Annotated in this window: 8 protein-coding genes; 6 read left to right on the top strand and 2 right to left on the bottom strand. The window is 45.6% G+C overall.

Annotation, left to right across the window (positions count from 1 at the left end; genetic code table 11):
* Positions 1-60 precede the first annotated feature (60 nt).
* Complete coding sequence (locus NLZ44_RS13920; RefSeq protein ID WP_493750170.1) at positions 61-2,820, bottom strand: FHA domain-containing protein; 2,760 nt, start codon at positions 2,818-2,820, stop codon at positions 61-63.
* 670 nt (positions 2,821-3,490) lie between these two features.
* Here NLZ44_RS13920 and NLZ44_RS13915 point away from each other — a divergent pair.
* From NLZ44_RS13915 to hpsU, 3 genes are read left to right on the top strand one after another with little or no spacing between them, the layout of a single operon-like run.
* Positions 3,491-4,435, top strand: a complete 945-nt coding sequence (locus NLZ44_RS13915) for a glycosyltransferase family 2 protein (protein WP_493750169.1) — start codon at positions 3,491-3,493, stop codon at positions 4,433-4,435.
* A 41-nt stretch (positions 4,436-4,476) separates the two neighbouring features.
* Complete coding sequence (locus NLZ44_RS13910; RefSeq protein WP_006620802.1) at positions 4,477-5,427, top strand: glycosyltransferase family 2 protein; 951 nt, start codon at positions 4,477-4,479, stop codon at positions 5,425-5,427.
* Positions 5,424-6,008 (top strand): hormogonium polysaccharide biosynthesis acetyltransferase HpsU, encoded by a 585-nt coding sequence (gene hpsU, locus NLZ44_RS13905; RefSeq protein WP_493750168.1) that lies wholly within the window; start codon positions 5,424-5,426, stop codon positions 6,006-6,008. The genes NLZ44_RS13910 and hpsU overlap by 4 nt, the downstream gene beginning before the upstream one ends.
* Positions 6,009-6,108: 100 nt before the next feature.
* On the opposite strand, the gene NLZ44_RS13900 is transcribed toward hpsU, so the two are convergent.
* Positions 6,109-7,530: a proton extrusion protein PcxA gene (locus NLZ44_RS13900; RefSeq protein ID WP_493750167.1), complete on the bottom strand. Its 1,422-nt coding sequence runs from the start codon at positions 7,528-7,530 to the stop codon at positions 6,109-6,111.
* Between the two features lie 80 nt (positions 7,531-7,610).
* On the opposite strand from NLZ44_RS13900, the gene NLZ44_RS13895 reads away from it, so the two are divergent.
* From NLZ44_RS13895 to NLZ44_RS13885, 3 genes are all read left to right on the top strand, one after another.
* Complete coding sequence (locus tag NLZ44_RS13895) at positions 7,611-9,836, top strand: recombinase family protein (RefSeq protein WP_493750166.1); 2,226 nt, start codon at positions 7,611-7,613, stop codon at positions 9,834-9,836.
* 567 nt (positions 9,837-10,403) lie between these two features.
* Positions 10,404-13,907, top strand: coding sequence for an Ig-like domain-containing protein (locus NLZ44_RS13890; protein WP_493750165.1), 3,504 nt, complete (start codon positions 10,404-10,406; stop codon positions 13,905-13,907).
* Between the two features lie 97 nt (positions 13,908-14,004).
* Positions 14,005-14,187, top strand: coding sequence for a hypothetical protein (locus NLZ44_RS13885; protein WP_493750164.1), 183 nt, complete (start codon positions 14,005-14,007; stop codon positions 14,185-14,187).
* The last annotated feature ends 14 nt before the right edge of the window (positions 14,188-14,201 follow it).

Below are 14,201 nucleotides of genomic sequence, written 5' to 3'. Positions count from 1 at the left end.
TAATACTTGATGTTGCGTTGACATCTAGTTTCACCCCCACCCTCAATTGTATCAGGGTTGTTAAATTACGTCCTTCCGTTTTTGCACGACTAATAACAAGCCAAACATCACGGCAATTAAACCAATTAAAATCCCCCAATATTTGCCGACATTCACATTAAACATGGAACCATAGTCCTGGAAAAAACGCTTAATGGTTCCTTCCGCTTCACCTAAAGCACCCTCATATTTACCTCGCCATTCTCCATACTCATCCTGCCATTGTTGAATAGCTGTCTGGTACTCATTAACCCGGTCTTGATAGGCTTCCATATCAGCTTGATATTGATCCATCTCATCCTCATAGTCCAGTTGCGCCTGAAAAGACTGGTTATCAGGTCTAGTAGGTTGTTGGGGAGGGTCGCCAGGAGATTCAGGACGGACGGGTTCTGGCTGGTCAACAGCGGGATTATACTTAGCTAAAATACCGGGAAAACTGCATTGACTAAATAGGCTAGTTCCTAAACAAATACAGTCCTGTTTTTGGGCATCAGTTAAGGCATCGCGTTCATCCTCATCTAACTGCCAACAGGGGTCTTCAGCTACATCTCGACCTACTCCAGTGATAGTAACAAAGGATTCAAACGGCCATTTGGTGAGGGTGAGATGATTAATAATGAGTCCTGGTAATCCCAAGGTGTTAATAGGTAGCATTCCTCCGCCAAAAGTAATTTGAGGAACCAAAAAGATAATGGTCAATAAAGGGGCGATATTCTGATTAGGAGAAATAGCGGAAACCAATAATCCCATTACCATTCCCGCCATGGTTGCCAAAACTAAGGTTATGTACAAGGAAACATAAACGGAAAGGTCACCGGGAATCTGAACAGCTATCAGTTTAAACAATAGGAAAATTGCAGCTTGATATAAGGCGAATACTGAAGCTATACAAACCTTGGAAAGAATATAGGGAAGAATTTGTAAACCAATAGTCCTTTCCCGGCGGTAGATATCGGCTTCTTTGACAATATCGCGCATGGTGGCGATACTACCGACCATGACGGCGACTAAGGCGGTAACAAATAGCATGGTAATTACCTGCCCAAAATCGCCTTTGGTATCGTCAAACATATAGCGATTCCAGGTAAACCAGTCAAGTATACCGAGAATAGGCGCGATCGCTAACATTAAGATTAAACTAGCCCGATCGCGCCTTAAAATTGACCAATTCCGATTCGATAAAATCAGAAACTGTCGCCAAGCAGAAACCCGTTTAATTGTCGCGCCGGGAACCTGTTGCGATCGCCTATTACCATTAGTTTCAGCCTGAACATTGCTGAGAGTATTTTGGCGTTTAACCACAAACCTTTGGTATTGGGAAGAGTTGAGATAATCCTGCTGCCAATCTTCAGGCGATCGCTCCCTTTCCACCTTATGATAAATTTGATTAAAGCGCTCAACCCCAAAATATTCCTGGGCTTCTTGAGGAGGGCCGAAATAAGCAATCCGACCCCCCGCACCTAAAAAGACTACTAAATCACACAGCATCACATTATCGGTAGCATGGGTAATCAAAATCACCGTCCTACCTTGGTCTGCCAGATTTCGCAGCAGATTCATAATATCAGCTTCTGTACCCGGATCTAAGCCAGAGGTTGCCTCATCCAAAAAGAATAAACTAGGCTTAGTCAACAATTCCACCCCAATAGATACCCGCTTGAGTTGACCGCCACTGAGGGCTTTAATCGGAACATCTCGACGGTGAGATAATCCCAAATCCTGGAGAACCTCATCAACCCGTTTCTGTCTTTCTGCTACAGTGGTATCAGCAGGCATTCGTAATTGGGCTGCATAATCCAAAGCCTGAGTCACAGTTAACTCAGTATGGACAATATCCTTTTGGGGAACATAACCAATTTCGGTGCGGTAGGCGTTATAGTTTTTGTACAAGTCAACCCCATTGACTAATACATGACCCCCCGTAGCTGGACGAAAGCCGTTTAAGGCATCAAGAAGAGTAGATTTACCGCCGCCACTAACCCCAGCCACTACCACAAATTCCCGCGCCTGTATCGATAGGGAAATATCATTGAGTAGGTTAACTTCTTTGGAAACCTGTTTATTTAAGCCTAGCGCATCGAGGCGCAGATTACCTTCTTCGTTGACCTGTACTAGGGTCTCATCAATGTTTAAGGTGAACCGACAAGGACCGATGCGAATATTGTCTCCCACCGTCAGGTTGCGATCGCCTGTAATTACTTTACCATTGACAAAGGTTCCATTGGTAGAGTTTAGGTCTGTTAACACAAAAGACCCGTTTTTCCGGGCAATTTGGGCATGGTGGCGAGACACGGAGGGATGATTAATGACTGTATGATTACTCCCATCGCGACCAATAGTAATTAGATCTTTTCCCCGTAACTCTAGGGTAAAACTTAGTACCGTGCCACTGCTTTGCCCTATAGTATTATCAACTACTGTGTCTTCTGATATGGCTGGGGCGGCGGCTTGGGTTGGGGCTACAGCCAGGGAACTAAAGCAAAAGGTTAGTTTAGTATCGCCTATTTGGATGGTGTCATTATTGGCTAAGGGTTGCGGCGTTTTGGGGGGAATTGTATCTGCGTTTAGCAGTGTGCCAATGGTACTACCTAAATCCACAATTACATAGCGATCGCCTTCTAGTTTAATCTCGGCGTGATGCCGCGAAACACTCATATCTGTTAATACTACCGTGTTATCGGGGGCGCGACCAATGGAAGCTACCCCATTATCAATGAGTATTTCCGAAGCAGATGTGCTGCCGTGAATTTTGAGTTGGGCATTGGTTGATGGTAAACTCATGCAATATCTCCATTAGCTGGGAAACTGACTAGCTGTTGTTGACTACCAGCTAATCTAAACGCATACCTTCCCTCAAACCTTAGCACAATCACAGTTCTCCGGCTCAAGCGCCCGGTATTCTGGATTAGTAGACTCCAATGGCGATACCTTGGTCTAACCTCTGTCTAACCTCCCTCAAGGCTAACATCACAAAAAAAGCGATCGCCCTTCGCTCAATTTTACAGCGATCGCTAGGTTTATGAAAAACAACCAGTTACTTCTATTATAATACCAACATCAACACAAGTCAACAATTCTTTCCCATTTAGCTGTAATTAAACTCGGTCTGATGCTCATTGAAACAAATGCCTTTACCAACTGGTTTATTAAATGCTGCTACTGTAAAAATTCAAGACTGAACAAGCTGTAATTAATGTTATAGGGAGGAACGCTATCAAAATTATTTAATCCCCGCGAGGATGATTAAACACCAAGGCCAGACCAATTTAACAGGGGGTTCTGGAAAAATAATGGGAAATTTGGTGAAGATTGTGTAAATTGTGTAAAATGATAGCATCCTAATCTAGGCTCGTAACTGCGACCCGTGGGGACTAAGTTAACCCAGATTAGTGGTCAGGGAATTTGCATCAACGGTTGGGAAACCCATCAGCAACCTCTAGGAACTCTAGTTATGTCTGAACCGCTGATTTCTGCGATCATTTGTACCCATAATCGAGCTAACTACTTAGGGGCTGCGATCGATAGCTTGCTAGATCAGGAATTGGATGAGTTTGAGGTGATAGTGGTAGATAATGCTTCAAGCGATCGCACCCGTGAAATAGTCGAAAGCAAACTCGATCACCCTAAACTCCGTTATGTCTACGAGCCGATCACGGGTCTGTCCGTCGCCCGCAATACCGGAGCCAAAACTGCCCAGGCTCAAATTTTAGCCTACCTAGACGATGATGCCGTCGCTAGTCGCCAATGGCTAAGGGTACTCTACACAGCGTATCAAGACAACCATAAACTAGCCGTAGCAGGAGGTCGCGTTACCTTAATTTGGCCAGAAGGCATCACCCCACCCCCATGGCTATCCCCCGGTTTAGCCGAAAACTTAGGAGCATATAACCTGGGAGATGATATCCTTTATATAACTAATCCCGGCTTAACCCCCAGAGGACTAAACTACTCTATCCGCCGCACCTTTCTTGACCAAATTGGAGGCTTTGACCCTAATCTAGGTAGAGTGGGAAAACGGCTGCTTTCTAACGAAGAACTGGTGATGACAGAAGAAGCTCTCAACCGAGGCTGGGAGGTGGCTTATATTCCCGATGCTTTGGTGGCTCATAATGTCGCTCCAGAAAGAGTTAAGCGCAGTTGGTTCATGGAGAGAGGCTGGTGGCAGGGAATTAGTGAGTGTTACCGTGAACAACTGTCAGGACGCGCCAACTGGGGACAATTAGGGCGGGGCGGCGAGAATATGGTCAGAGGACTTTACAAATCCCTAAAGTATTTTAACGATCCAGCTACCCGATTTGATAATTTGGTTTATGCTTATGGTCAAATTGGCTATTTAGGAGCGGCGATCGCTGGTTTGTTAAACATCAACAACACAGCCACCAAACCCAAAACATGAGAAATCACCTATCTTAATGGTCTACTTATCAACATTGTGTTATGAGCATTACTGCATCCAAAATTCCCGTTTCCGTGCTAATTCCTGCCAAAAATGAACAGGAAAACCTCCCCGCTTGTCTAGCTAGTGTGGCTGTGGCTGATGAAATTTTGGTGGTCGATTCTCAAAGTAGCGATCGCACTGTGGAAATTTCCGAGAGTCTGGGAGCTAAAGTTGTACAATTCCACTTCAATGGTCAATGGCCGAAAAAGAAAAACTGGTCCTTAGAAAACCTCCCCTTTCGTAATGAATGGGTGCTAATTGTGGACTGTGACGAACGCATCACCCCCGAATCTTGGCAAGAAATTGCCCAAAAAATCCAAGACCCGGAATATTCTGGCTATTACATTAATCGTCGGGTATTCTTCCTGGGGAAATGGATTCGCCACGGCGGTAAATATCCCGACTGGAACCTGCGTCTATTCAAGCATAAACTAGGTCGCTACGAAAATCTAAACACGGAGAATGTCCGCAATACCGGAGATAACGAAGTACACGAGCACGTAGTTATCTCGGAAGGAAAAGTCGGTTATCTTCAAGAAGATATGCTTCATGAGGATTTCCGGGATTTGTTCCACTGGATAGAACGCCATAACCGTTATTCTAACTGGGAAGCACGGGTTTACTACAATATCCTCACGGGTCAGGACGATAGTAAAACCATTGGGGCTGATTTATTTGGAGATGCAGTCCAGCGGAAACGCTTTTTAAAAACTATTTGGGTCCGACTGCCCTTTAAGCCTCTGTTGCGATTTATCCTATTCTATATTATCCAACTGGGTTTTTTGGATGGTCGCGCTGGCTATATTTATGGCCGACTATTGAGCCAATATGAATATCAAATTGGGGTGAAACTGTACGAATTGCGTCAATTTGGTGGTCAGTTGAATGTGGCTAAAACCACCACAAACACGGTCACGCCTCAGTCTGTACCTCAAACAGTGGAAAAATGACGAAAACCGACACATCGACAGAAGCCTGGGTTGATCTGCGAAAGTATGATCAATCTGGGTTTGACCGGGGGAAGCCAGGATGGTTTATTTTGCTGTGGTGGCTGGTTCAGGCGATCGCCTTTCCCCTCACTCCTCACCCGTTTAATAGCATTCGCTGTGGGATTTTGCGGCGGTTTGGCGCAAAAATTGGTCAAGGGGTAATTATTCGACCTACCGCTAGGTTTACTTACCCCTGGAAAGTGGCGATCGGTGATTATAGTTGGATTGGTGATGATGTGGTACTTTATAGCCTAGACCGTATCGAAATCGGTGAGCATTGCGTGATTTCTCAAAAGTCCTATTTGTGTACCGGAAGCCACGATATCCATGACCCCGCTTTTGGTCTACAAACCGCCCCAATCGCGATCGCCCCCGGGGTGTGGGTGGCTACAGATTGCTTTATCGGACCGGGTGTAGCGATCGGTGCTAATACAGTTGTCGGCGCTAGATCCAGCGTCTTCAGTGACCTACCAGCAGCCCAAATTTGCTTAGGAACCCCCTGTCGTCCCCATTCCCCCCGAAATCTCATAATTAACAATTAATAATTAACAATTAATAATTATTAATTATTGGGGCGGGTTCTGCTAGTGTCTCGCCTCCTCGCGACTGCATGAATAAACCCGATCCAACTATGGGCTGCTGTTATTCATTCATAGTCTTATAGGTCGATACTGCTGAAGGTGAACTGCGGTTGAGATAGCGGAAAATCCAATACTTAAATACCGCATCTAATATAACTGGAAAAGTTGCAATAAATAGAAAGTTAAAATCTCGACTTTCTGCTACTCCGAAATGTCTAGCCACACTTTCCAGAATTACCTCCCAACCGTGGGGGGAGTGGAAACCTACGAACATATCAGTTAACAAAATAATGATAAATGCCTTAGCGCTATCACTGAGACCATAAATTATATCCCCCATAAATGATTTCAAAACTTGCACTTCTTGCTTATTGTTAGACAAAATCAACACAAACGTAAACACTGATATAATATCAGCAAAAATGTTTTTAATAGAATTAGAACTTAATGTGCGATATTCCTCGGCAATTTTGATGGCTTTGGCTTGGGTTCTTTCCTCCAAATCTTCCTCCGTTAATTCCGGTATTAAACCCACCATCATCTCAAACTTTAACCTAGACTCATATCTCTCGATTTCCATTAAGGCTTCTTCTTCCATATCAACATTCATAAATAGGGGCGTGTTTTCATTCACCCAAAATCTATCTACCAAGGGACCAACCACAAAATTTTTCGACAATTGCTGAGTCAGAAGCGGCACTAAAATCAAGATGAGAATAAATCTAATCGCAATAATAGTTTTAACTTTCGATTTCCGATAATCTTTAATCACCTGTTCTTCTGACTCTGGGTTAAGTTCCCGTTTAATGCGAGTCACAGTTCTGAGCAAAGTTCGAGGTAGAAAGCTAGTGCCGGAGTTTTCAGATTTGAGGTTATCTTTAAGATTATTATCCGCTTTGGGGGGAGAAATAGGGATATCTGAACTGAGAATAGACTTCGACTTTTGGGGAAGCGAAACCAGTCCATTTTCTGGCTCGTTAGGTATCAGAGAACGACTTTCTAGGTCTTCAACTTTTACCAGTGCTTTAGATGTTGATGGTACTTTGCTTGGGGATTTTTTTTGATGATAACGGCTAGTTACAGCATCAATAAATTCTAGTTTTTCACAGACGATCGCAATGGTATCGGCATCTTGATGGCGATCGTAAATATCATCCTGATTCCGCAACTTTCGATTAAGTTCGGCGGGGTCTATTTGTTCGGAAATGGCTAAAATAGAGCGGCTAGTGTTAAATTCTGCCAACCGCATTTGAATGACTTGTAAATACCTATTAACCTCCGATTTAAAATAAGACAAGACTCGCTCGCTATATTCATCAGAAGAAGACCCGATCGCCTCACCATGAAAATGCTCATTTTCCAGAGAGCGGATTTTGAGAGCCGCATCTAATGCCTGATCTAAAGCTCGATCAGGAGTATCACGAAACCACTGATTAGCGCGATTGAGAAACCGCTTAAACTGAGTCCAATTTGAGGATGTCATAGTGAGTTGCCATAAACACCTATTTGAGGTTAGGCGCGAAAAAATGGTAATGTACGGGGTATATTAGCACTTTTACTGAAATGGCTGTGGTTTGGCAATCACTGTGGATTACCGGAGGCTCACGAACAGGTAAAACTACCCGTTTGGTAGAGCAATTTTGTCTTTGGAGTCAAATGTATCTAGGCGCTCTCAAAGCGCCCTATTCAGCCCCATTTAAGCCCAAGCACCCTCTACAAGGCTTGCGTCCCCTAGTTTTAGCTGCTAATGGAACCAATAAACGCCATTTAGTTGATAGGATAACCCAAGCATCTGCTGGACAATATCCATTTTCCGCCATCACCATTATGGGATTTTTTCAGCAGGAAGTGCTTTTGTTTTGGCCCCTGCTAATTGAAGCCCTAGACCTGAGAGCCCAATTTCCCCAGAGGTTGCGTCCTGAACTAGAACAGGAACTTGCCAGCCAACTTTGGAGTCCTGAAATCGATAGCGGAAAATTAACGGACCTTGGGAAAGGACGCGATCGCATTGTCCGTACAACCCTCGATCTATTACAACTAGCAGCACTCAGCGGCACGCCTGTTGAAGATCTGCCTAGTATATTAGAACGCCATCAGGCCTTTTATGCCATTCCAGAGACAGCCTACACCTGTATGACCGAGATGCTCCTGCGTTGGCAAAATTGGTGTCAGCAAAAGGGATTACTGACTTATGGGATTATAGCAGATTTATATTGGCCACATTTGTTGAACCATCCCACCTATCAAAAGCATCTAATCAATCAGCATCGAGTTATCTTAGCCGATGATGTGGATGAATACCCAGCGATCGCCCGCCATTTATTCGAGTTTTTATTAGAGAATCAAGTGATGGGAGCATTTACTTACAATCCCCAAGGTGCAGTGAGACTAGGTTTAGGGGCAGATCCTAAATATCTAGCACAGTTGCAAGATCGCTGTCAGATAGAACAGCTTTCTCCTGTCGAGGGTTTAGCGAAAACTCTCGGTACTCAGGTGGTGTCATGGATAAATCAAGATTATGGTCACTTTCCCGACTTGAGCAACTCTCAGCAGTCAGTTTTTGCCATAGAAACCACCTCTAGGGCTGAACTATTGCGGCGGACGGCTACAACCATCATAGAAGCCATTAAAAATGATGAAGTACAGCCCCAGGATATTGCTATCATCGCTCCGGGGCTAGATGCGATCGCCCGCTATAGCATTCGGGAAATTTTAACCCATGAGGGTATTGCACTAGAAGAAATCCAACCACAGCAACCGCTGATCACTTCTTCCGTAGTGCGATCGCTACTTATCCTACTCGCCTTAGTATATCCAGGCTTAGGGCGGTTAGTAGATAGAGATGCGATCGCCGAAATGCTGACCATTATCAGTAGCCATATCCCAGAGAGTAAACACAGCAGCACATCAGACCCCGACTCACCCGCGGCCAATTTTCCCATCCAGAATGCGATCGATCCAGTGCGAGCCGGTTTATTAGCTGATCACTGTTTCGCCCTTGATGTGCAAAATCCGAAATTACTGCCAATTAATACCTTTCCACGCTGGGACCGCCTCGGCTACCGTGCAGCCAACACCTATAAATATATTTGTGAGTGGTTAGCCCTACAGCAACAGCAGTATCATCAGAACCTCCTCCCCAGTCCTGTCGCCTTATTAGAGCGAGCCATCCAGGAATTTTTCCTTCCTAGGGCTACAGGTTCATCTTACTTAATTATGGATATGAATCGCCCAGCCTTAAAGGTTTTTGCACAAATCGACCTGTTGCGGGAATTAATGGAAACCGCCATCCACTTTTGGAATATTTATACCAGAGACAAACCCCAGCCATCACCCTTAGAAACCGTCGAAATCACTCGCCAATTTATTGAACTGTTGCGCCGGGGAGTTGTGACCGCCAACCCCTATCCCATCGGAGAAATGGCTGTTAAACCTCATCGTGTCACCCTCGCCACCATTTTCCAATACCGTGTCAATCACCAATCCCATTCCTGGCACTTTTGGCTAGATGTGGCCTCACCCCTCTGGTTCCAAGAGGGAGCCAGTAGCCTTTGGGGTGCGCCTCTGTTTCTCAGAGATATTCAACAGCAGAGACAGCCTTGGACCAGTGAGGATATGATGGCAGCAAACCAACAAAGACTACAAAGGATAGTCTGGGATTTATTAAGTCGGGTTAGCGATCGCCTTTACCTGTGTCATAGTGAATTATCAGTTAACGGTCAAGAACAACTCGGACCTCTTCTACCCCTCGTTAATAGTGTACAATACGCCCCTAGACCTAATCTGTAGGGGCGAAAAATTTTTCGACCCTACATTCCCCAATAGTTTAAACCGTCGATAAACCTCAGATAAAACTGGGTAGTATATATATCAGTTCTGCCAAGAGAGAAGTTAGGAAAACCGCAATATGAATCAAATTAAATTTATGCAATCCCGCTCAATACCCCCCTAAATACCCCCTAAACTCATCAGATAATCTCAATCATACCAAATATTTTTTAATGCTGATTGATTCCCAACTCAGCTATAATTAACCCTGAAAAAGTCAATTCTCAGTGTTTGTGCATGACAAATATACTCAATAATACATCTTGATTTTCCAGAATCAGTCACCGGAAAACCTCAATAATTTATGATTAAAAGTCACAGTTTCTGCGATATTAGTATACGGGCATTGACTGATACATCATTAATCTGTTTAAATTGATAGCCATTCATATTATGGCGATGACTTCAAATCACCCATGTGGCTACCTTCCCCAAATCATGCCCCCAAAAACTTAAATAGCCTAACCGTTAAAATAACCCCTTGTCTATGCCAAAATTCCCAAGTCATCACCAATTAGGAGTCACCTCATGACCAGTTCAACCATTCCCACCACCCCCGCTCAACTTGCGTTGCGAGTATCTCCTGGAGATCAAATTCTCAGCCTCAACCAAGTTGTCCTCATCTTTCCCGCCGAACCAATACCCAACAGATTTGAAACCTTCCCTGGGTCCATCACCAACATATTACCCGCCTCCAACGGCTTAGGGGATACCCTACTCGGAGAGGGAGGAGTGACACTATTTGTTCCCGATGAGCCAGGCTTTGAAGCCACAATTCAAGGTAGCAGTGAAACCGTAATAGTAGTTAGAGCCGCCGGACAAGACCAAGGATTCCTCACCGTTCTAAATCGAGAACCCGGTAGACTCCAAAGCCGTGCAGACGGCTCCTTTGTCTTTATCCCTGACGATGCAGGAGACCCAGAGCCAGACCCAGGGACTGACCCATCACCAGATCCAGGAACTGACCCAGGAACTGACCCAGACCCAGAACCAGAACCCAGGGAAAATCAACCCCCCATAGCCAACGATGTTTTTGTCACCACCAGCCAGGGACAAGACACCTTTTTTGATGTACTCCTCAACGACACAGACCCAGACGGAGATACCCTCAGCGTTCAAAACTTCAGCAGCACCGCCAACGGAGCCTTAATCTTCAACGGCGCGGGAATATTCACCTATCGACCTAACCCAGACTTCTTTGGTACTGATGGCTTTAGTTACAATGTCACCGACGGGACAGACTCCGACCTAGCGCAAGTGGTGATCTCAGTTCAACCTGGCGATTTAGCCCAAATTATCGAAGGAATAGGTCAAGGAACCACCGGAGATGACTCCATTATCGGCTCATCAGGGGATGATGTCATTAATGGTTTAGCTGGAAACGATACCATCTTCGGTTTAGCTGGAAACGACCTCCTACAAGGTGACGAAGGCGACGATCTACTCTTCGGCAACCAAGGCAACGATACCCTGGACGGCGGACCGGGTAATGATACCGCCTATGGAGGTCAGGACAATGACCTGATTATTGGTGGGGATGGTAATGACTTACTATTCGGCAACCTCGGCAACGATACCCTATTGGGGGGACCGGGTAATGATTCTATGTATGGCGGGGACGGCAACGACTGCATTCGGGGTGGTGTTGGGAATGACTTGATTTTTGGCGACAAAGGTAATGATATCCTCTGGGGAGATGACGGCAACGACACGATTTATGGTGGCGAAGGAGACGATTTAATCTTCGGTAATGATGGTGCTGATCTATTATTTGGGGGAGTTGGAAACGATACCATTTTTGGTGGACCAGGAAACGATACTATCATCGGCGGCGAAGGCGATGATCAAATTGCTGGAGAAGTGGGAGATGATTTATTATTTGGAGGTCTCGGAGCCGATACCCTCACAGGTGGTTCCGGTAGTGACACCTTTGCGATCGCCGAAGGTAGTGGCGGCGGTAGCGTAGAAGAAGCTAATGTCATTAATGACTTCACTGGTGGGACTGATAAAATTGGTTTGTTGGGGAACCTCACCTTTGAACAACTCAGCATTACCCAAAGCGAGGAAAACGCCGGGAATGCTATTATCCGTAATGGTAGTGATGGAGAGTTCCTAGCAGTTCTCATTGGGGTTAACAGCAATAACTTAACCGCCTCCGATTTTGTCCCCGTCGTCGGCTTGGACATCGGCATACCCACACCACCCACACCGACACCACCGACACCACCGACACCACCGACACCACCGACACCACCGACACCACCGACACCACCGACACCCACACCGACACCACCGACACCCACACCGACCCCTCCTGTACCTCCACTTCCGCCACCCCCACCCCCTATCAACTTGCCACCTAACGCAGTTGATGACCGGGTGAGACGAGCAGTGAACCAACCAGTGACCTTTGACGTACTCGCCAATGATAGCGACCCAGAAGGGCAACCTATTAGGGTGATTGAATTTACCATGACCACAGGGGGGGACTTAATCCAAAGTCCTGCTGACCCCAGAGGCGGAACATTTACTTATACTCCTAATCCTGGCTTTGTAGAGCCGGAAACCTTTACCTATACCATAACTGATGGTAGTGGTAACACTGCCCAAGCCACTGTATTTATACAGGTTAATCAACCGCCAGAATTAGTAGTTAATCGCGGGATTATCCTACTGCCAACTCAGCAACAAACCATCACAGTTAATAACCTATTTGCCGAAGACCCAGACAATCTTCCGACTGAGGTATTTTATGAGGTATTAAGAGAGCCTCAAGCTGGTATTATGCAGAGATTGGGGACTACTTCCACCGATCGCATTAGAACTGGCGATCGATTCAGCCAAGAAAGCATTAATACTGGTGCTATTATCTATACCTCTGGTAGAGAGTCTGGCGTAGATGATTTAGTATTCCGACTCACAGATAGTGTGGCCACCTTACCCCAGCAAATCTTTAGTATCTCAGTCGTGGATGACTTCATTCAGGGAACTGATGAAGATGACAACATAGAGGGTACCGCCTTGAGTGAGTACATTCAAGGATTTGGTGGTAATGATACCCTCGTGGGTGTTGGCGGTCGAAATATCCTCGATGGAGGTCCGGGAAATGACTCCATAGTGGGGGGAAGTGGTAATGATGTCATTGATGGTGGAGAAGGAAACGATACCCTATTGGGTAACGAAGGTAACGACTCCATCTTTGGTGGACCCGGTAACGATTCCATCATTGGCGGTAGCGGAATTAACAGTCTATTTGGAGAAGGTGGAGACGATACCATTATCGGCGGTGATGATGGTAATTTACTCAGTGGTGGTGTTGGTAATGACTCCCTCACTGGTGGCACAGGTAACGATACCATTTTTGGTGGTGATGGTAATGACACCATAATTACTGAGCGAGGCGATAACCAATTATTTGGAGATGACGGTAACGATTTAATCTTCGGTGGAATTGGTCGAGATCTCATTCAAGGCGGACCAGGCAATGATACCCTAATTGCTGGCTCTGGTAATAACACCATTTTTGGTGGACTGGGTAACGATTCTATCGTTGGCGGCGAGGGAGATGACACCCTGTTTGGTGGTGAAGGTAACGACACCATTGATGGAATTGGCGGTGATAACAGCATCTTTGGCGGCGCTGGGAATGATTCGATTATAGCCGGACCCGGTAATGATACCGTATTTGCTGGACCAGGTAATGATCAGGTCTTTGGTGGTGATGGTAACGACCTCATCTTCGGAGACAGTGGCAATGATACCATCTTTGGTGGCACTGGAGATGATACCATATCTGGGGGAGCAGGTTCTGACCTACTCACAGGAAATTCCGGTAACAATGTCTTCTACTACCTCAACCCCGGCGAGGGAGTCGATATCATCACTGATTTTAAACAACCAGGAAACGATCGCTTCTTAATTCTGTCTGGAGAAAACAATTTTGATGGGTTAGTTCCCACCGTTGGCACCGCCGCCGCACCCCTCCAAAGCGCTATCATTAGCGCTCTAGGCTCCGAAGGTACTCGACATTAGCGGACGACAATTAATTATCTTCCAAGACACCTTTGATAATATTCAAGCCGTTAACGCCGCGCTCAAAAATCAAAGGGGTTCAGATGGCGGTTCCGCTTTGATACTCTACCGGAATAACCTTACCTATCCAGGCTTCCAAGGTAACTATATTCTCGGTTTTGACCCGAACTTATCTGATGATAGTTTACCCGCCTTTGACCTGGCTATTCTGCCATCAATTGATCCTTCGACCGATAACATTAGTACCATTCTCGGCTCTAATGATTTCACCATCATCTAGCCATAGTTCCTGAT

The organism is Arthrospira sp. PCC 9901 (assembly GCF_059013425.1).
This window is presented reverse-complemented; position numbering and strand designations above follow the sequence as displayed.